Annotated in this window: 13 protein-coding genes and 1 pseudogene; 3 read left to right on the plus strand and 11 right to left on the minus strand. The window is 68.8% G+C overall.

Going from position 1 to position 19,899, the window contains the following annotated elements; translation table 11 throughout:
• The first annotated feature begins 126 nt into the window (after positions 1–126).
• Positions 127–1,917, plus strand: a complete 1,791-nt coding sequence (locus IG75_RS0123595) for an NTP transferase domain-containing protein (RefSeq protein WP_030523417.1) — start codon at positions 127–129, stop codon at positions 1,915–1,917.
• Positions 1,918–1,953: 36 nt separating this feature from the next.
• Here IG75_RS0123595 and IG75_RS0123600 read toward each other — a convergent pair whose 3' ends face one another.
• From IG75_RS0123600 to IG75_RS0123625, 5 genes are all read right to left on the minus strand, one after another.
• Positions 1,954–2,421 (minus strand): hypothetical protein, encoded by a 468-nt coding sequence (locus IG75_RS0123600; RefSeq protein ID WP_030523416.1) that lies wholly within the window; start codon positions 2,419–2,421, stop codon positions 1,954–1,956.
• 222 nt (positions 2,422–2,643) lie between these two features.
• Positions 2,644–3,384, minus strand: a complete 741-nt coding sequence (gene narI, locus IG75_RS0123605; protein WP_030523415.1) for a respiratory nitrate reductase subunit gamma — start codon at positions 3,382–3,384, stop codon at positions 2,644–2,646.
• Between the two features lie 123 nt (positions 3,385–3,507).
• Entirely contained in the window at positions 3,508–4,221 is a 714-nt protein-coding gene (gene narJ / locus IG75_RS0123610; protein ID WP_051714878.1) for a nitrate reductase molybdenum cofactor assembly chaperone, read from the minus strand.
• A gap of 65 nt (positions 4,222–4,286) precedes the next feature.
• Positions 4,287–6,188 (minus strand): nitrate reductase subunit beta, encoded by a 1,902-nt coding sequence (narH, locus tag IG75_RS0123615; protein ID WP_081877072.1) that lies wholly within the window; start codon positions 6,186–6,188, stop codon positions 4,287–4,289.
• A 119-nt stretch (positions 6,189–6,307) separates the two neighbouring features.
• Positions 6,308–10,045 carry a nitrate reductase subunit alpha gene (locus IG75_RS0123625; RefSeq protein WP_030523412.1) on the minus strand — a complete coding sequence of 1,246 codons (3,738 nt, stop codon included), beginning with the start codon at positions 10,043–10,045 and terminating at the stop codon, positions 6,308–6,310.
• A gap of 454 nt (positions 10,046–10,499) precedes the next feature.
• On the opposite strand from IG75_RS0123625, the gene IG75_RS0123630 reads away from it, so the two are divergent.
• Both IG75_RS0123630 and IG75_RS40775 read left to right on the plus strand, forming a co-directional pair.
• Positions 10,500–11,234 carry a chymotrypsin family serine protease gene (locus IG75_RS0123630; RefSeq protein ID WP_030523411.1) on the plus strand — a complete coding sequence of 245 codons (735 nt, stop codon included), beginning with the start codon at positions 10,500–10,502 and terminating at the stop codon, positions 11,232–11,234.
• A gap of 15 nt (positions 11,235–11,249) precedes the next feature.
• Positions 11,250–11,411 (plus strand): annotated as a pseudogene (locus IG75_RS40775) (DUF6886 family protein); the annotation flags it as partial.
• A 54-nt stretch (positions 11,412–11,465) separates the two neighbouring features.
• Here IG75_RS40775 and IG75_RS0123635 read toward each other — a convergent pair.
• The 6 genes from IG75_RS0123635 to IG75_RS0123665 form a co-directional block, all read right to left on the minus strand.
• Complete coding sequence (locus IG75_RS0123635; RefSeq protein ID WP_051714879.1) at positions 11,466–12,278, minus strand: sirohydrochlorin chelatase; 813 nt, start codon at positions 12,276–12,278, stop codon at positions 11,466–11,468.
• A gap of 62 nt (positions 12,279–12,340) precedes the next feature.
• Positions 12,341–13,555 carry a uroporphyrinogen-III synthase gene (locus IG75_RS0123640; protein WP_030525952.1) on the minus strand — a complete coding sequence of 405 codons (1,215 nt, stop codon included), beginning with the start codon at positions 13,553–13,555 and terminating at the stop codon, positions 12,341–12,343.
• On the minus strand, positions 13,552–13,950 hold the full coding sequence (gene nirD / locus IG75_RS0123645) for a nitrite reductase small subunit NirD (RefSeq protein WP_030523408.1): 399 nt from the start codon (positions 13,948–13,950) through the stop codon (positions 13,552–13,554). The genes IG75_RS0123640 and nirD overlap by 4 nt, the downstream gene beginning before the upstream one ends.
• Positions 13,951–14,270: 320 nt before the next feature.
• The gene (nirB, locus tag IG75_RS0123650; protein WP_030523407.1) at positions 14,271–16,799 is read right to left on the minus strand and encodes a nitrite reductase large subunit NirB; all 2,529 of its coding nucleotides are present in this window, start codon (positions 16,797–16,799) and stop codon (positions 14,271–14,273) included.
• Positions 16,800–16,823: 24 nt separating this feature from the next.
• Entirely contained in the window at positions 16,824–18,296 is a 1,473-nt protein-coding gene (locus IG75_RS0123655) for a nitrate/nitrite transporter (RefSeq protein WP_051714880.1), read from the minus strand.
• A 305-nt stretch (positions 18,297–18,601) separates the two neighbouring features.
• A complete protein-coding gene (locus tag IG75_RS0123665) occupies positions 18,602–19,864 on the minus strand; it encodes an MFS transporter (protein ID WP_030523405.1) in 1,263 nt (420 codons plus the stop codon).
• Positions 19,865–19,899: the final 35 nt, after the last annotated feature.

Genomic DNA, 19,899 nt, shown 5'->3' on the forward strand with positions numbered 1-19,899 from the left:
GTAGTGCGCACCGGGGTCCGGCGCCGGGCGGACCGGCGACGCGGAGTGGTCCTCACCGGCCCGGAAAAACCGGCGGACAGCGCCTCCGGAACGCCCATCGTCCCAGACGGCGAATAGCATGACCGTATGCCGAATTCTCCGCTGGCCCCGGACGTGATCGTGCTCGCCGGGGGGCGGGCCAGCCGGATGGGCGGCGTCGACAAACCGGGCCTCGTGGTCGGTGGACGGTCCATGCTGCAGACGGCCCTGGCCGCGGTGGCCTCCCTCGGGCGGACGGTGGTGGTCGGGCCGCCGCGCCCGGAGCTCGCCGCGCATATCGTGCAGACCCGGGAGCCGGAGCCCGGCTCGGGCCCGGTCGCGGCGGTCGCGGCGGGCCTGGCCGCGCTCGGTGCCGAACCCGCGCCCCGGATCGTCGTCCTCGCCGCGGACCTCCCGTTCCTGACCGACGCGGCGATCGGTGAATTGGTGCGGCAGAGTGCCGATTTCGACGCGGTGTTCGCCGCCGACCCTTCCGGACGCCCCCAGTATCTGATCGGTGTATGGCGGACCGAACCGCTCGCGACCCGGCTCGCCGAACTCGACAGCGTGCTCAACCAGCCGATGAAGGCCCTGGTTCCGCGCCGCACGAATATCGTGGAACTGCCCGGGGTCGACGACTGCGATACCCCCGGCGAGATCGCCGCCGCCCGCAGCGCACTCGGCGACCGGGGCACCGGCGATTCCGTGCCCGCCGCTCCCCGGGCCGCTATCGCGGCGGTATCACTCGACGAGGCCCGGGAGCTGCTGCGTGCCGGCCTGTCCCGGCTCCCCGAACGAGAGGCGGATCTGCACGCGGCACGCGGGGCCGCCCTCGCCGCACCGCTCATCGCCGCCGAGGCCCTACCCCGCTTCGATGTCTCGGCCATGGACGGATATGCCGTCGCGGGAGACGGTCCGTGGGAGCTGCGCGCCGATATCGGTTTCGCCGGCGGGCAACGACCCGACGGGTTGCGTCCGGGTGAAGCGGTGCGGATCGCTACCGGCGCCCAGGTCCCGGAGGGCACTACCCTGGTACTGCGTGATGAATTCGCCCGGATCGCCGACAACCGCGTATTGCACCGGCTCCCGGAGACCCCGCTGCGCTCGGATATCCGCCGCCGCGGCGAGGACCGCACTCCCGGCGATGAGATCGCACCGGCCGGCACCGCGGTGACCCCCGCGCTCGTCTCGGCCGCCGCGGCCGTCGAGATCACCACCGCCACGGTTCGCGGCCCGGTCCGGGCGCGTATCGTCATGACCGGCGACGAGATCCGCAGCAGCGGTCCTCTGCAGGCCGGGCAAACCCGCGATTCGATCGGCCCGATCCTGCCCGATCTGCTCGCCACCCACGGCGTCCCGGTGCTCGACCGGGTGCATCTGCGTGATACCGCCCACGGTTTCGACCAGGTGCTGGCCACTGCGGCCGACTGCGATCTCGTGGTCGTGGTCGGTGCGACCGGTGGGGGCGCCGCCGATCAGCTCCGTGGCGCGATCGACCGCTGTGGGGCCCGCCTCCTGGTGTCCCGGCTCGCCCTGCGCCCGGGCGGTTCCACCGTCGTCGCCGAACTCTCCTCCACAACAACGGTTCTCGGCCTACCCGGCAACCCTTACGCGGCGATCGCGACCCTGCTCGCCCTGGTACCCGCGATCGTCGGCGGCCGTACCGGCGCCCCCGCACCTCGCCGGGCCCGCGGACCACTGCGCAACGCGGGCGAGATCTCCGGCCCGGTGGCGCGGATCGTGCCCGCCCGGTACGCGACCCGGCCCGGCGGCGGCTGGGTGGGCGATCCGGCGATCCGCACCGCCCATCTCGGCGGTCTCATCGACCGCGACGGCCTGGTCATCGTGCCCGCGGGGGCCCGCGACGACGACCACGTCGAGTTCATCGCCCTGGTGTAGTGCCTCGGTGTGATCGAGATCGCTGAAGGGGCGCCGTCAGCGGTACCTATACGGCGCACCGGTGGCCGTCACCGCAGGCGTGCGTTCGGAAGCGATCCACCGCTTGGTGGAACTCAGCGCGGCGAGAATCAACGTGATCACAAGGCCGATACCGGTGAGGGCTATGCCCACGATGCCTGCGACCGGGCCGGGACCGAGGACCGAGAGGGGGATCGCAGCGACGCATCCACAGATGATCAGCAGGCGTCCGGCATTGCTGCGACGGAGCAGAAGCCCACCGCCGATCAGCAGTACCATTGCCAGTACACCGTACGCAGTCCCCACTGCGACGCCCACGGGGCCGAAATCGAGCAGGAGCTTCGCAATGGCTGCCGCCGCTCCGGCCGCGCCTTCGAGCAGGGCGAGTATTCCGGCGGAGATTCCGGTCCACCCACCCGGCGGGGTCTGGCGATTGTCACCGCCGGGCGTGTCGTAGCGGGGACCAGGAAAGCCGGGTGCCGGCATCGGGTAGCCATTGGGCGGGGGCGCCGACCAGTTCCACAGGGGCGCCGGATTTCCCGGCTGTTGCGGAGGCGGACTGTACGGGCGACTCATGTGACCCCTTCTCCCTCAGCACTTTCCGGTATCCTACCGCCACTCCGAGCGTCTGCGGTGCGCGTGGATCGAGCACGACGGCGCTCCTCAGGAAGTCGAGTTTCATCGAGCCCCGGCTCGGGGATTGCGGGTTCAGCTCCAGCGGTCCGGGGTGACCGGCGCGTCCCAGGCGCGGGCGTAGCGGCGTGTGTCCGGCCCCGCGACCTCCTTGCTGCGATACACCACATACGGCCGGACCAGGTAGCCGACCGGGGCGGAGAACATGTGCACCAACCGGGTGTACGGCCATACCGCGAGCAGCGCGAGCACGAACAGGCCGTGCGCCTGGAACGTCCACGGGGTGCCGACCATCAGTTCGGGCTGTGGGCTCGCGGTGAACAGGCTCCGGAACCACGGGGATACGGTTTCCCGGTAGTTGTAGGTACCCCACAGCAGATTGCTGCCCACGGTGTTGAGCAGACCGGTGATCAGGGCGCCGCCGAGCAGGAAGTACATGAACTTGTCGTTGGCCGTGGTCGCCTTGCGCACCGCCGGGACGGTGAACCGGCGGTAGAGCAGGATGCCGATACCGGTGAGGACCATCAGCCCGGCCACGGTGCCCGCGCCGACCGCGATCAGGTGGTACATGTGCTCACTGATACCCACCGCTTCGGTCCACGATTCGGGAATCAGTACGCCGAGCACATGGCCGAAGAACACCCCGAGCATGCCGAAATGGAACAGCGGGCTACCCATCCGCAACAGGCGTGATTCGTAGATCTGCGAGGACCGGGTGGTCCAGCCGAACTGGTCGGTGCGGTACCGCCAGATATGGCCGAGCACAAAGGAGGTGAACGCCACGAAGGGCAGGGTCAGCCACAGGGTGGTAGTCATGAGGTTCTCCTCCGAGCAGATTCATGGGGTCGACGGAGGCCGTAGCGCAGGCGGGGGTATCGCCGGCGGAGGCCGTAGCGCAGGCGGAGGTATCGCCTCATCGGGTTTCTCCTCCGAGCAGGCTCATACGGTCCGCGGAGGCCGTAGCGCAGGCGGAGGTATCGAACCTTCCGATTGTTCGGGCATCGTCGGATCCAGGGCGAAGGGTTCGAGCCCGACCTCTTCCTCCGGCGGTCCCTGGGCGGCGAGTTCGGCGATCCGGCGCCGATCCGCCGTGGTGGGCGGGGCCAGGGTGGCGACGACCGCGGCCAGCACCCACGCGTAGGGGGAAGCATTGTCCGCCAGCGACAAGCGCAACAGTTCCAGCACCGGCACGTGTTCACCGAGCAGGCGTTCGCCGCCGATCGGATCGACGGTGGCCGCGAATTCCAAGAGAACGGGCAGATGATCGGGCAGTTCGGTGTCGCCGAGTTCCACCCCGGCGTGCCGGTAGGCGTGTTTGAAACGCAGCAGCGCCATCCCCCGCTTGCGGGTGTCGCCGTAGGCGTAGAAGGTCAGGTGCAGGCTGGCGCGGCGCCGCATATCGAAGGTTTCGACGTAGCGGGCGGCCAGTTCGAGTTCGGGTGTGGCGCGCACGTGGTCACAGAAATCCAGCAGTTGCGTACGCACCGGCTCCGGTAGTTCCCCAATCGCCGCCTCGATCCCGTCCATCGTCGAGCGCAGCCCGGGGCCGGGGTAGTCCAGCAGCAGCGCGGCGGTGCGCCAGACGATCCGCCGGTCCCGTTCGCTCATCGCCAGTGCCGGTTCGGGCCGTCGGCGCAGTTTCAACAAAGCCACCGACCACTCCTCGCAGCAGTTCCACACCGTCGGCGCAGTTTCAACAAAGCCACGGAGGTATCGCCTCATCGCCGGACCTCCGTGGGTTCGGAGGCCGCCGCGTCACCGTTCGCCGACACACCGGGATCGTTCTCGTTCGGTCCGCCGGAGCTGTCGGTTCCGTTGCGGTCACTTCCGCCGACTCCGTTCGCCGTCCGCTCGTCCGGGCCGACTCCGTTCGCCGTCCGCCCATTCGCACCGACTCCGTTGTCCGCCTGCCCGCTCGCGACGTCTCCGTTTGCCGCCCGCCCGTTCGAGCGGTGTCCGTTCGTACCTCGGCGCGCGCCTCGGTCGCCGATACCGCCCTCATTCGCCGCGCCGGTCGAGCCGCTCACACCGGCGGGCACCAGCCCGTCGGTGCTCTGCCCGTCCCAGTTCAACAGGTTGATCCGGCCGGTTTTCGCCTCCGGCGCGGCGCCGTTGGTATCGGTGAGGTGGAATTTCTCCACCATCTGGTCGAACGCTGTCATCCCCGGACCCCCGTCGGTGTCCAGGCTGCATCCGGTCGCCAGCGAATCCAGTTCGTGGGCTCGCGCACTCGCGCCGGTCGGGATCACATAGCGGTGCTCGTATTTCGCGATGGCCAGCAGCCGGTACATGGCTTCGATCTCTTCGGGCTCCAGCCGGACCGACGGCGCGATGGCCGGATCGGGTTCCTGACCGAGGTTGATCGAGCGCATGAACGCGCGCATTCCGGCCAGTCGTTGCAGCGCCGCCCGCACCGGGCCGATATCGCCGGCGGTGAATAGTTCGGCCAGGTACTCCACCGGGATCCGCAGCGCGTCGATCGCGCCGAAGAGGTTGGCGTGATCCTCACCGTCGTGCCCGGTCTCCGCCAGCACGTCCACCACCGGCGACAGCGGCGGGACGTACCAGACCATCGGCATGGTGCGGTATTCCGGGTGCAGCGGCAGCGCGATCTGGTAGTCGACGATGAGTTTGTAGACCGGCGAGTCCTGCGCGGCCTGGATCCATTCCGGGGAGATACCGGCGCGTTCGGCCTCCGCGACGACCCGTGGGTCGTGCGGGTTCAGGAAGACGCCGAGCTGGGCGGGGTACAGATCCTGGTCCTCGGTGACCGACGCCGCCGCGAGGACAGCGTCGGCGTCGTAGAGCATCACGCCGATATAGCGCAGCCGGCCGACACAGGTCTCCGAGCACACCGTCGGGATACCGACCTCCACCCGCGGATAGCAGAAGGTGCATTTCTCGGCTTTACCGGTTTTGTGGTTGAAGTAGATCTTCTTGTAGGGGCAGCCGGTCGTGCACTGCCGCCAGCCGCGGCATTTGTCCTGGTCCACCAGGACGATCCCGTCCTCGGATCGTTTGTAGATCGCCCCGGACGGGCAGGACGCGGCGCACGACGGATTGAGGCAGTGCTCGCAGATCCGCGGCAGATAGAACATGAAGGTTTTGTCGAATTCGAGCTTCACCTGTTCGGAGACCCGGGCCAGCAGCGGGTCCCGGCCGACCTGGTCGGGCCCCGATCCCAGATCGTCGTCCCAGTTGGCACCCCAGGTGACCTTCGTATCGTCCCCGGTGATCAGCGATTTCGGCCGCGCCACCGGGGTGGTGTCGATGGCCGGGGAGGACAGCAGATTGTCGTACTCGTAGCTCCAGGGCTCGTAGTAGTCCTCGATGGTCGGCAGGTCGGGGTTGGCGAAGATATTGAGCAGCCGTTTGAGCCGGGAGCCCGATTTCAGCGTGAGCCGGCCACGTCTGTCGAGTGTCCAGCCGCCCTTCCACTTCTCCTGGTCCTCGTACTGCCGCGGATAACCCTGGCCGGGCCGGGTCTCCACATTGTTGAACCAGACGTACTCGGTCCCGCCGCGGTTGGTCCACGCCTGTTTACAGGTGACCGAACAGGTGTGGCAGCCGATGCATTTGTCGAGGTTCATGACCATGGCCAGTTGCGCCATCACTCGCATATCAGTCCTCCGGGGTCGCGGGTAGCTCGTGGTGGCGGCGCATCAGTGTTTCTTTCGACGTGATCAGGAGCGCTACGTGGTTACGCTGCGCTACCGCCTCCGCGCTCGACCCGATCACGTCAGTACTCCACCTGCTGGCTGCGGCGGCGGATGGTGGTGACCTCGTCGCGCTGATTACCGGTCGGGCCGTGATAGTTCAGCGCGAACGACTGCTGGGCGTAACCGCCGATCAGATGCGTGGGTTTGATCATGATCCGGGTGAGCGCGTTGTGGATACCGCCGCGTTTGCCTTTACCGGTGAAGGTTTCGCCCTTCGCCGCGGTCCCCTCGATCCGCGGGACGTCCACGGCCCGGTCCTGCGCGTGGTACATGAACACGGTGCCCTCGGGCATCCGGTGCGAGACGATGGCCCGGGCCACCACCACACCGTTGCGGTTGATCGCCTCGATCCAGTCGTTGTCGGCCACCCCGATCTTGGCGGCGTCCTTCTCCGACATCCAGATGGTCTGGCCGCCGCGGGAGAGGGTCAGCATATGCAGGTTGTCCTGGTAGGCCGAATGGATCGACCATTTGGAGTGCGGGGTCAGGTAGCGCACGGTGACCCCGCGGTCGCCGATATCGCCGACGGCGGGTTCGGCGAACAGTGCGGTCATGTCCAGGGGCGGCCGGAAGGTCGGCAGTTGTTCGCCGAGTTCGATCATCCAGTCGTGGTCGAGATAGAAGTGCTGGCGGCCGGTGAGCGTATGCCACGGCTTGAGCCGTTCGGTGTTGATGGTGAACGGCGAATAGCGGCGCCCGCCGGTTTCGCTGCCCGACCACTCCGGTGAGGTGATCACCGGTACCGGCCGCGCCTGCGTATCGGCGAAAGTGATCCGCTTGCCCTCGTGTTCGGCCGCCAGATCGGCGAGTTCGGTACCGGTGCGGCGTTCCAGGGCCTGGAAGCCCTCGACGGCGAGCCGCCCGTTGGTGGTACCGGACAGCGCGAGGATCGCCTCGGCGGCATGCCTGTCCTGGGCCAGCGAGGGCCGGCCCTGCGCCACCCCGGACACCACGGTCCCGTTCGCCCCGGCCAGGTATTCCACTTCGGCGCCGGGATGGGTGGTGACGCCCTTGACGGTGAGTCCGAGGGTTTCCACCAGCGGTCCCAGCGCGGCCATCTTCTCCGCGATCTTCGAATAATCCCGTTCGACGACCACCAGTTTCGGCATGGTCTTGCCCGGGACCGGTTCGCATTCCCCGGCCTTCCAGTCCAGCACCCGTCCCCCGGCCTGGGCCATGGCATCCGGTGAATCATGCTGCAGCGGCACCGCGACGATGTCCTTGCGCACCCCGAGATGTTTCTCGGCCAGCCAGGAGAAGCCGCGGGCGATCCGGTGGAATGCCTCGAAATCGGTTTTCGCCTCCCACGGCGGCGAGATGGCCGGCGTGAAGGCGTGCACGAACGGATGCATATCCGTCGAGGACAGATCGTATTTCTCGTACCAGGTGGCGGCCGGGAGCACGATATCGGAGAACAGCGTGGTGCTGGTCATCCGGAAGTCCAGCGAGAGCAGCAGATCGAGTTTCCCGGTGGCCGCTTCCTCGCGCCAGACCAGTTCCTCCGGCCGCACCCCGGTGGTGTCGGTGGTCTGCAGATTGGAATCCGCGCCGAGCAGATGCCGGTGGAAGTACTCGTTGCCCTTACCGGAGGAGCCGAGCAGATTGGCCCGCCAGACGGTGAGCACGCGCGGGAAGTTCTCCGGGGCGTCGGGGTCTTCACAGGCGAACCGCAGCTCGCCGGATTTCAGTCCGTCCACCACATGCTCGGCCGCGGTCCGGCCGGCCGTTTCGGCCTCGTCGGCCAGGTCGAGCGGGTTTCGATCGAACGTCGGGTACGAGGGCATCCAGCCCAGCCGGGTCGCCAGCGCGATATTGTCCGCCGCCGTCCGGCCCGCGAACTTCCCCTTCCCCAGCGGTGAGGAGAAAACGTCGGCGGTGAACGGGTCGTAGCGCCACTGGTCGTTGGTCAGATACCAGAACACCGTGCCCTGCATCTGGCGTGGCGGGCGCTGCCAGTCCAGCCCGAACGCGAGGGTGGACCAGCCGGTCACCGGACGGCACTTCTCCTGGCCCACATAATGCGCCCAGCCACCGCCGTTCACGCCCTGGCAGCCGGTGAGCAGGGTCAGGGTGAAGAAGGACCGGTAGATCTGGTCGGAGTGGAACCAGTGATTGGTCCCGGCGCCCATCAGGATCATGGAGCGGCCACCGGACCGGTCGGCATTGTCGGCGAATTCCCGCGCGATCCGCCGGGCCTGCGCGGCCGGGACACCGGTGACGGCTTCCTGCCAGGCGGGGGTGTAGGGCTCGGTGGCGTCGTCGTAGCCGGCCGGCCAGGTGCCGGGCAGGCCCGGCCGGCCCACCGCGTACTGCGCCAACAGCAGATCGAACACCGTGGTGACCCGTTTCCCGGCGACCGTCGCGGTCGGCACGCCGCGGGTCACGACGCCCGCGGCATCGGTATCGAAGCGGGGGAACTGTACGGCCGCAGCGTCGTCGGTGCGGCCGTACAGCGTCAGGAGTGGCTCGACACCCCCGAGATCGAGGTTCCAGCGTCCGGTGCCGTTCTCACCGAACCGGTCCCCCAGCGAACCGTTGGGCACCACCGGTACGCCCGCCCCGTCGAGCAGGACGGTCCGGAACTCCGCGCCCTCGTCGGTGTTGCCCAGATCGGCGGCGGTCAGGAACTTCCCGGGCACCGCCACCCCGTCCGCGCCGTCGTCCAGGGTGATCAGGAAGGGCAGATCGGTGTATCTGCGGACGTAGTCCAGGAACCGGGGCGTCTCCCGATCGACGAAGAACTCCCGCAGCACCACATGACCCATGGCCATGGCCAGCGCGGCGTCGGTTCCGGGCCGGGCGGCGACCCATTCGTCGGCGAACTTGGTGTTGTCGGCGTAATCCGGGGAGACCACCACCACCTTCTGACCGCGATAGCGGGCCTCGGTCATGTAGTGCGCGTCCGGAGTACGGGTCACCGGCACATTGGAACCCCACATGATCAGGTATGCGGCGTCGAACCAGTCCGCCGACTCCGGGACATCGGTCTGGTCGCCGAATACCTGGGGCGAGGCCACCGGCAGATCGGCGTACCAGTCGTAGAACGACAGCATCGACCCGCCGAGCAGCGAGATGAACCGGGCGCCGACCGCGTGACTGACCATCGACATGGCCGGGATCGGGGAGAATCCGGCGACGCGGTCGGGTCCGTACTTCTTGATGGTGTGGACGTGGGCCGCGGCCGCGATCTCGGCGGCCTCCCACCATTCGGCGCGCACGAAACCGCCCTTGCCGCGGGCGGCCTTGTACCGGCGGGCGCGTTCGGGGTCCTCGACCAGATCGGCCCACGCCAGTACCGGGTCCTTCAGTCTGGTCTTGGCTTCCCGGTACAACTCCAGCAGTGTGGCGCGGACGTAGGGGTACCGCACCCGGGCCGGTGAGTAGGTGTACCAGGAGAAGGAGGCGCCGCGCGGGCAGCCGCGGGGTTCGTATTCGGGTTTGTCCGAACCGACCGACGGATAGTCGGTCTGCTGGGACTCCCAGGTGATCACCCCGTCCTTCACATAGATCTTCCAGGAGCACGATCCGGTGCAGTTCACCCCGTGGGTGGAGCGCACCACCTTGTCGTGCGACCAGCGGTCCCGATAGAACTCGTCGGCGCCGCGGCCGCCCACCTTGTGCACGGTGCGGTGGTCCGCGGAGACCTCGCCGCGCTGGAAATACTTGCCCAGCCGCAGCAGTGCGTCCCCGGCCGCCGGTGCCCCGGGGTGCTGTTCCGCAGTGGTGTGCGCCGAGCCCGGAGTGCGTGAGACGACCACGACGCCCCCTTTTCTGCAAGCGGTGAAATCGAGCTGATGTTCCGACTGTAGGGACGCCGCCCGACCTGGCCAAACCCCGTTCTCACATCGAAAAGCGCAGGTCGGTGAGCTGTGAGGTCACCGCAATCCGGTTGTCACGGCACGCGGATGCGCGCAGTCGCGGCGGCGGCCGATCTCCTGGGAAAACATCGGGCGACACGCCGGATCCGGCCGCCGGGAGGACCGTCCGGGCAGCGACGGTGAAATTTCGGAAATCGCCGCTTCTCCAGTGGTTTACATTTGTTTACACATGCGGGAGTGGCCGCCGTCACCCACACTCCACCGGTCCGGCGTATCCGGATTCGCACTTCCACCGACTGGGAAGAGTCGGAAGGGCAGAGTGGCGCCCGATCGTCTACGCTTACTGCCCGATCCGACCGCGTCGGCGGTCGCTCGAGCAAATTCGAGGTACGCGATGTTCAGCGTTTTCCGGCGGCGGCGGAGCCGGCGTCCCCTATCCGTCACCGTGTGCGCGGTAGTCGCCGCCTTCGGTACGGCGCTGATCCCCGGCACGGCGGTGGCCGCACCCACCGCGGCCGCACCCACCGTGACGGTGTACCCGGGCATGGAGATCCGGCACACCGAGATAGCCAACGGGAAGGCGGTCACCACCCGCTGCACCGTGGGTCTCACCGGTTCGATCGGCTCGGCCCAGTACGCGGTGACCGCCGGCCACTGCTACCACCAGGGAATCGTCACCGACAAAGTCGGTAACCCGATCGGCTGGTTCGAAACCCATCGACCGGACGAGGGCCTGAAGTTCGGTTTCGGATTGATCCGCCTGTACGACGGAATCGGCGTCGCCGCGTCCATGGGCCGCTTCGGGCTGTCCACGGTGGATATGAAACCGCAGCTCGGACAGGAGATCTGCAAGATCGGCGCAACCACCGGCTGGACGTGCGGATCGATCACCGAGGCCAATGAGGAGTGGCTCTACGCCACCAACGCGCTCGGCGCCGAGGCCGGCGATTCCGGTGCGGTGGTGTACCGCCAGACCGCCGACGGGCACGCCGCGTTCGTCGGGATCCTGGTGGCCTACGACGACGCCCAGGGCCGCAGCGCGGTCGTGGAACCGGCCGCCCTGCTGTTCGACCAGATCGACCGGTACGGCCCGACCCGCAAGGACCGGTTCGTCTGGTACCGGGTCTGATTCTCCACCGAAGCAGTCGAACCGCTCGCTCCGCCGGACCCGGTCGGCGACCTCCTCCCACTGCACGAGGAAGCCGGTATCCGGCTACGGGTACTACCCGAACTGGCGCCTTTCTGGCAGGCGCTGGCCGTCGGCACCCTGGGTTTCAGCGGCATCCGATTGCGCAACGCGCGCTGACGGATCCGTCGGCCTCGATTCTTGACGAACGGCGCGGGGGTCGCGGCGAAGTGGTCAGCGCACTCGCTGCCGGTCCGCGTCCCGGACCGCGCTGCGGTAGCGGTCCGCGATCAACCGGACCACGGCCGGATGGACTCCGATCGGCTCGGCCACCCCGCTCGCACCCGCCTGGTGCAGCCGCTCGTGGAACAGCCCGTGCGCGAGGAGATAGGAGGCGATGAACACCCGCTCCCGCCCGGCCTCGCGCAGCCGCGCCACGACTTCGGGAACGCGGGGCGCCCCGGTGGCGACGTAGGCGGTGCGCACCGGAGTCGCGAGCTGTGCGGTGAGCATGGCGGCGGCGCGGCGCACATCGGCGCGGGCGCGCGCATCCGAGGAGCCCGCGGCCGCGAAGACCACGGCGTCGCCGGACCGCCAACCGGCCGCCCGCAGCCGGACGGCCATGATGCTCGCCAGTGCGGGGTCGGGACCCATCGCGGCGGTGACCGTCACCGCGGGATGGCCGCTGTCGGAGACCTCGCGGGGCACATCCTGGTAGACGTGGTATCCGGAGGCCAGAAAGGCCGGCACCACCACGGCCGGAACCGAGCCACCGGCCACCACGGCCCGGGTCGCCAGATCCCGCAGTACCTCGGCGGGCGAGGGCCCGAGCACATCGACGAACGCGGTACGCACGGCCGGGTTCGCGCAGTCGTCCGCGGCCGGTCCCGCTGTCGGCTCGGGCGTACAACCGCAGTTCGAGTAGCCGGGCGCGGCCGCGCGGCGGCCGGCGGAACCCGGCGCGCCGGAGTGGCCGCACCGGGTCTCCGGGGTGCCGGGCCGCCGGTCCAGTTCGTGCCCGACCGCTTCGGCCAGTGCGGCGATCATCTGCACGCCCTTGGCACTGCGGGTGCCGTGCGCTACCAGCACCAGCGCGGGCGGTGGCCGCCTCACCCCGGCACCACCGTCCGGACATAGCGCGTGTTGCGCACCGGGGCCGGTGGCGCCGTATCGGCATTGTTGTCGTTACATTCGGCCGGATCCATGGCCAGCCGGTACCCGCGCTTGACCACCGTCTGGATCGCCTTGGGGGTCCCCAGACCCGCCCGCAGCCGCGCGATCGCGGTCTCCACCGCGTGCGTATCGTCGCCGCCGCCGGGCAGCGCCGCCAGCAGGTCCTCGCGGGAGACCACCCGGCCCGGCTGCCGGGCCAAAGAGCGCATCAGCGCCATCGGCGCCGGGGCGAGCTGTTTCACCGTGCCGTCCACCACCACGCACGCACCGCGCACGCTGATGGTGTGGCCGGCGGCATTGATCCGCCCGGCCCGGCGCGGAAGTTCCTCGGCGACATGGCGGGCCAGCGCGCCCAGCCGGGCCCGGCCGGGCATCGTGGTGGGCACCCCGAGTTCCTCGAGCGGGGCCGCGGTGATCGGGCCGACGCAGGCCGCCGGCACCCGGCTGCGCAGCGCGTGCAACACCCCCTCCAGGACCCCGGTCTCCTTGGCGCGCATCAGCATCGAGGCCACGGCCGGGGCACTGGTGAAGGTCACACAGTCGATCGCGGAGGTCACGACGGCCTCGATCAGCTGATCCATCGGACCGCGGTCGGCGGGCGGCTCCCACCGGTACACCGGTACGGGCACCACATCGGCGCCCGCACACCGCAGTACTTCGCAGAAGTCGGGGATCGGTTCCCATTCGGTGGTGGCGCCGTGCAGCTGGACCGCGATCCGCACGCCCTCGACGCCTTCGGCGAGCAGATGATCCAGGACCTCGGCCGAGGACTCCGACGCCGGCGACCACTCCTCACGCAGTTCCGCGGCCCGGATCGCGCCTTTGGCCTTCGGGCCCCGGGCCAGCATCCGGGTGCCGCCCAGGGTCGCACGCAACTGTTCGGCCAGGCCCCAGCCCTCGGCGGCCTCCATCCAGCCGCGAAAACCGATACCGGTGGTGGCCACCGCGATCTGCGGTGGATCGGCGACCAGCTCACCGGTCACCCGTTCCAGTTCGGTGTCGTCGGCGAGCGGGATGATCCGGATGGCCGGTGCGGATACGACCGACGCACCCCGCCGGGTGAGCAGGGTGGCGAATTCCTCGGCCCGCCGGGCCGCGGTGAGACCGATCGTGAAACCGGCCAGCGAGGCATTCGTCTCCGGAACCGTCATACCGGGCAGCCGTCCGGGGCCACCGTCACGGGCCGGTCCGAGATCGACACCTGTCCGTCGTCCACGCGCACGGAATATACCGGCAGGCTCGTCGTCGCGTCGTCCAGGCACCGGCCGTCGAGCAGGGAGAAGGCCTGCTTCAACAGCGGTGACGCGACCACCGGCTCACCGCCGCGGTCGCCGACGATCCCGCGCGACATCACCGCCGCCCGGCCGAACGGATCGATATTGCCGACCGCGTACAACGTGCCCTCGGGCAACAGGAACAGGGCCGCCTGGGCGCCGCCGGGCAGCAGCACCGCCACGCCGCGGCCGGGGATCAGGTACTCGAGCGGGCACGCCCGGGTCCATCCCGTGATGGCCGGAACAATTACTGGGGTATCGATCACGGTCATAGCGCCTCCTCAGAAGCTGGTACATACGGTCCGCGGAGACCGAAGCGAAGGCGAAGGGATCGCATCATCGGTGTCTCCTCCACACGCCGTTACCTATTGGTACCGGCGGCCTGTTTCCTGACGGTTAAGCCGTCATTTCTCGTGCGTAGCGACCGGTGTGCTGCTACCTCGATCGCGGTGGCGCTCCGCCGGCTGCGCAGCAGGCCGGGCTGTGCCCATCCGGCCCTCCGGCACGCCCTGCGTGGTCCCCCTCTGCTCCCTCCTCCTGGCGTACCGGGCAGGCTGTCTCCATTACCGCCTGTCCGGCGGGCCCGGCGGGTTTACGCTCCGCTGCCTCCTCCCGGCATACCGGGCAGGCCGAGGAGTACCGGGACCTTGCGCTCACCGCTGTCGTCGAAGGTGATGGTCGGGTCGGCCTCGGCCGGGGCGTTGACGAACGAGACGAACCGCGACAGCTTCTCCTCGTCGTCGAGGACCGCGGCCCACTCGTCGCGGTAACCGGCCACATGGTCGGCCATCGCCTGCTCCAGGTCGGCGGCGACCCCGAGGCTGTCCTCGCACACCACCTCGCGCACGTAGTCGATACCGAGGTCCTCCTGCCACGGCGCGGTGCGCTGCAGCCGATCCGCGGTGCGGATGTAGAACATCAGATAGCGATCGATATAGGCGATGAGTGTCTCGTCGTCGAGGTCGCCCGCGAGCAGCACCGCGTGTTTGGGGGTCAGGCCGCCGTTTCCGCCCACATAGAGGTTCCATCCGTTCTCGGTGGCGATGACGCCCACATCCTTGCCGCGGGCCTCGGCGCATTCGCGGGCGCAACCGGACACGGCCAATTTCAATTTATGCGGCGACCGGAGCCCGCGGTAACGCTTCTCCAGCAGCACGGCCATGCCGACCGAATCCTGCTGGCCGTACCGGCACCAGGTGGAACCGACGCAACTCTTCACCGTGCGCAGCGATTTACCGTACGCGTGGCCGGATTCCATACCGGCGTCCACCAGGCGCTTCCAGATGAGTGGCAGCTGCTCCACCCGCGCGCCGAACAGGTCGATCCGCTGCCCGCCGGTGATCTTGGTGTAGAGACCGAACTCCTTGGCGACCGCACCGATCACGATCAGCTGTTCCGGGGTCACCTCGCCGCCCGGCATCCGCGGCACCACCGAGTAGGTGCCGTTCTTCTGCATATTGGCCAGGAAGTGGTCGTTGGTGTCCTGTAGCGCGGCCTGTTCGCCCTCCAGGATGTGATCGCTGGAGGTGGAGGCCAGAATCGAGGCGACCGTCGGCTTGCAGATATCGCAACCGGTCCCCCGGCCGTGCCGGGCGATGAGTTCGGAGAAGGTGCGGATACCGGCGGCCTGCACGATCTGGAACAGCTCGGCGCGCGACTGGTCGAAGTGCTCGCACAGCGCCTTGGACATCTCGACGCCGGACTGTTCGAGCACCTTCTTGATCATCGGCACACACCCGCCGCAGGAGGTGCCGGCCTTGGTGCAGGCCTTGATGGCCGGGATATCGCAGGCTCCCTCGCCGATGGCGCCGCAGATGGCGCCTTTGCTCACATCGTTGCAGGAGCAGATCTGGGCTTCGTCGGGCAGCGCGTCGGCGCCCAGTTCCGCCCCGGCCGGGGAGATGAGCGCGGCCGGTTCGGCCGGCAGCGGCCGGCCCACCAGCGGGCGCAGCGCGGCGTACTGGGTGGCATCGCCGACCAGGATGCCGCCCAGCAGGGTCTGCGCGTCATCGGAGATCACCAGTTTCGCGTAGGTACCCCGGGCGGCGTCGTGCAACACCACCGACAGTGCGCCTTCGGTGGTGCCGTGCGCGTCGCCGAAGCTGGCGACATCCACGCCGAGCAGTTTGAGCTTGGTGGACATATCGGCGCCGGGGAACTCACCGGCACCACCCAGCAGGCGGTCGGCCACGATCTCGGCGGTGCTGTAGCCGGGCGCCACCAACCCGTAGCAGACCCCTTCGATCGCGGCGCATTCGCCGATGGCGTAGATGTTCGGATCGGACGTGGCCAGCCCCAGATCGGTGATCACGCCACCGCGCGGGCCGACCTCGAGCCCGGCGTCGCGGGCGATCTGATCCCGCGGCCGGACACCCGCGGAGAACACCACCAGCGCGGCATCGATCACGGTGTCGTCGGACAGGGTGACCCGCAGCCGCTCGGCCGGGCCGGCGTCCGCGTCGCGTTCGATCCCGGCGGTGCCCACCCCGGTGTGCACCCGCAGCCCCAGGTCGGTGACCAGTTTCTCCAGGATCGCGCCGCCGCCTTCATCGATCTGGGCCGGCATCAGTCGGTCGTTGTATTCGACCACGTGCGGGGTGAGCCCGAGCAGCCGCAGCGCGTTGGCGGCCTCCAGCCCGAGCAGGCCACCGCCCACGACCACGCCGTGGGCGCCCGGCCCGGCCGCGTCGGCCGCGGCCCGGATACCGTCCAGGTCCTCGATGGTCCGGTAGACGAAGCATTCCTGGTGTTCGTGCCCCGGCACGGGCGGTACGAACGGGTAGGAACCGGTCGCCAGGACCAGCGCGTCGTAGTCGAGCACCTCACCGGAAGTGGTGGTGACCTTCTGGGCGTCCCGGTCGATCGCCTCGGCCCGCTGGCCGAGGCGCAGGTCGACCAGTTCGTCGCCGGCGTACTCGTTACCCGGTAGCGCCAGCGAGGCGGCGTTCCAGTTGCCGACGTAGGAGGACAGGCCGACCCGGTCGTAGGCGGCCAGTTTCTCCTCGCCGAGGACGACGACCTGCCACTGGCCCGACTCGTCCCGGGAGCGGACGGCCTCGACGAACCGGTGCCCGACCATGCCGTGACCGGCGACGACGACTGTTCTGCGCTGTGCGTTCATGGTGTCCTCCGTGGGGATCCGGGGTCAGAGGGTCGCCGACGACCGGGCGGACCGGGATTCGGTGGGCTGGGGTTTGCGGGAACCGGATTCGGCCCGCCGGACCAGGGCCTCGGCCGCCGCGACCACCTCGAGGTCGCGCACCGGGGCGCCGGGGCGGCGCAGGAACACCGCCCAGGTGACCAGCGCGCAGGCGATGTAGAACACCGTGAACACCCAGAAGGCGGTGGTCGCGGATTGGGTGGAGGAGTACGACGACCGCAGCACCAGGTTGATGCCGACACCGCCGAGGGCGCCGATGGCGCCGACGAAACCGATCAGCGCGCCCGAGGTGTTCTGCGCCCAGGCGGCACGTTCGGCGGGACCGGTGTCCAGGCTGCGCGATTTGGCGTCGAAAACCGACGGGATGATCTTGGTGACCGATCCGTTGCCCAGTCCGGACAGGATGAACAGCGCCACGAAACCGGCCACCAGCGCGCCCAGCACCGGCCCGGAGAAGCCCTTGTGCGAGCCGTCGGCAACTGTGGAGGCCGTGGCCACCGCGATCGCCGCGACCATCATGGCCGCGAAAGTGAACAGGGTGACCCGGCTGCCGCCGATCCGGTCGGCGAGTTTGCCGCCGTAGGGGCGGGCGATCGACCCGAGCAGCGGTCCGATGAAAGCGATCTGCGCGGCGTGCAGCGTGGCCTGGGCCGCGGTGTCCCCACCGGCGACGAAACTGATCTGCAGGATCTGCCCGAACGCGAAGCTGTACCCGATGAAGGAACCGAAGGTGCCGATGTAGAGGAACGACACCGCCCAGGACTGCGGCACTTTCAATGCGGTGAGCATGAAGGACAGATCGGCCTTCTGGTTGGGCAGGTTGTCCATGAACAGCGCCGCGCCGAGTCCGGCGAGGACCACCAGCACCAGATAGGTCGCGCAGATGACCGAGGCGTACTCGTTACCGAGGGTCGCGATGACCAGCAGCCCGAACAACTGGATCACCGGGACTCCGATATTGCCGCCACCGGCGTTCATTCCCAGGGCCCAGCCCTTGAGCCGCTGCGGGTAGAACGCGTTGATATTGGTCATCGAGGAGGCGAAATTACCGCCGCCCAGACCGGCGAACGCCGCGACGACGAGGAAGGTCGTATAGGAGGTGCCGGGCTGGTTCACGAAATACAGGGTGAGAACGGCCGGCACCAGCAGTGCGGCGGCGCTGAACACCGTCCAATTACGACCGCCGAACCGGGCCGTGGCAACCGTGTACGGGATCCGCAGGATCGCGCCGACCAGTGTCGGTACGGCGACCAGGAAGAATTTGCCCGCCGCGTCGATCCCGTAGGTCTCGACCGGCATGAACAGCACCATGACCGACCAGATGGACCAGATCGAGAATCCGATGTGCTCGGCCACGACCGACCAGATCAGATTGCGTGTGGCGATCTTCTTACCGCCGGCTTCCCAGGCCGCGGTGTCCTCGGCGTCCCAGCGCTCCAGCTTCGGCCGCCGCCACATCGCCGACAGGGCGTCGCCGCGGCTTTCGGTCTGCGTGCTCAAAAGGGCCTCCCAACGTGGTTCGACCCCACGGTAGGAAACCGGTATTGCGAAAATGCTGCCCGAGATGACCGTCGAATCAACGGTTTCTCACGCGGTTCGCGGCGCGCAGGTGAGCAGGCCGCCGATGTTACTTCGTTGTGTCGTCGGCATTTCCGCCGGTGACGAAGTGCCCATATCCGCTGCGGAACGCGGTGAGGGATGAGCCGATGATGACCCGCGTCACCTTCCCGCGCAACTCCGGGCGCCGGTCCCCCATGGCCGGTTCAGCGCGGAGAAACGGAGTCCTCGAGCATCCGCGGTTTACACGCCTGCCAAGCGCCGGTCAGCAGCACCAGCACCGAGACACAGAGCAGCGCGAACGGGGCCGCCCAGCCGCCGGTGACCGTGTGCAGCATGCCGAACACCAGCGGTCCCACACAGGCCAGCGCGTAACCGACGCCCTGTGTGAAGCCGGACAGGGCGGCCGAACCGGCCGGGGTCCGAGTGCGCAGGTTGATGAGGGTGAGCGTCATCGGGAAGGTACTCGGGCCGAGACCGAGGATCGCCACCCACAGGATGGGCGCGCTCATGGGTGCGAAGAGCAGCCCGGCGAAGGCCACGAAGAAACACGCGGCACACCCCACGACCACCGGGTACGGGTTGGTGAGCCGGGCGGCCACCGTGGGTGCGGTGAGGGCGGCGACCAGTCCGACGAGGGCGAACAGGGCGACCATCGAGCCGCCGAAGGCCGCGTCGGCACCGGCGTCGGCGAGGATCGTCGGCAGCCAGGTGAACACCGAGTAGGTGGTCAGCGAGGTCATCCCGAAGGTGGCCGCCATCCCCCACGCCAGCGGCGAGCGCCACACCTGCGGAGCCGGGGCGCTCCCGGGATCCGGCAGACCTGTCGTATCCGCCGCCGCGCGGGCGCGGCGGGTGCGCAGTACCCCGATCCAGGGGACGGCCGCCGCGAAGCCGAGCAGAGCCCACACCCCCAGGGAGACGCGCCAGCCGTGCGCTTCCGCCAGCGGCACCGCGACCAGCGCCGGCAGTACGGTGCCGATCTGCACCATGGTGATGTAGAGCGCGCTCACCGTGGCGAGCCGGTCCGGGAAATAGCGTTTGACCAGCGGGGGGACCACGATATTGCCGATCCCCATACCGCCGAGCGCGAGGGCGGAGAACAGCAGCAGTTCGACTGTCCCGGAGACGAGGACCCGCACGAGCATGCCGGTCCCGGCGGCCGCCATCGCGAGCAGGACGGTCCGTTCCAGACCGAGTCTGCGGGCCAGGATCGGCGCCAGCAGCCCGGTCACCGAGAACATGAGGGTCGGGATCATCCCGAAGACACCGACGATGGCGGTGGAGTAGCCGATATCGCGCCCGATGTCCTCGGCGAGCGGTGTGAACGCGGTGACGGCCACCCGGAGCACGAGCGCGGACATCACAATGGCCGCGAGTACCAGTAAACGGCCTTCGATCAGTTTGCGTTTCCGCTGCTCGAGAGGTGGATCGGCCGCTTGGGAGGTCTCGGGCAGCGCAGCAGTCACCGGGAAATCATAGGATGACCCTATGACCGGGGCAA

This window comes from Nocardia rhamnosiphila NBRC 108938 (genome assembly GCF_000720425.1).
Taxonomy (GTDB): domain Bacteria; phylum Actinomycetota; class Actinomycetes; order Mycobacteriales; family Mycobacteriaceae; genus Nocardia; species Nocardia rhamnosiphila.

Bases quoted from the DNA above. Each gene is read 5' to 3' on its own strand.
- IG75_RS0123640 (WP_030525952.1), bottom strand. From the start codon at position 13,555: ATGACGGTTCCGGAGACGAATGCCTCGCTGGCCGGTTTCACGATCGGT.
- IG75_RS0123630 (WP_030523411.1), top strand. From the start codon at position 10,500: ATGTTCAGCGTTTTCCGGCGGCGGCGGAGCCGGCGTCCCCTATCCGTC.
- IG75_RS0123655 (WP_051714880.1), bottom strand. From the start codon at position 18,296: ATGTGGCGGCGGCCGAAGCTGGAGCGCTGGGACGCCGAGGACACCGCG.
- IG75_RS0123635 (WP_051714879.1), bottom strand. From the start codon at position 12,278: ATGATCGCCGCACTGGCCGAAGCGGTCGGGCACGAACTGGACCGGCGG.
- narI (WP_030523415.1), bottom strand. From the start codon at position 3,384: ATGACTACCACCCTGTGGCTGACCCTGCCCTTCGTGGCGTTCACCTCC.
- IG75_RS0123600 (WP_030523416.1), bottom strand. From the start codon at position 2,421: ATGCCGGCACCCGGCTTTCCTGGTCCCCGCTACGACACGCCCGGCGGT.
- nirB (WP_030523407.1), bottom strand. From the start codon at position 16,799: ATGAACGCACAGCGCAGAACAGTCGTCGTCGCCGGTCACGGCATGGTC.
- IG75_RS0123595 (WP_030523417.1), top strand. From the start codon at position 127: ATGCCGAATTCTCCGCTGGCCCCGGACGTGATCGTGCTCGCCGGGGGG.
- narH (WP_081877072.1), bottom strand. From the start codon at position 6,188: ATGCGAGTGATGGCGCAACTGGCCATGGTCATGAACCTCGACAAATGC.
- nirD (WP_030523408.1), bottom strand. From the start codon at position 13,950: ATGACCGTGATCGATACCCCAGTAATTGTTCCGGCCATCACGGGATGG.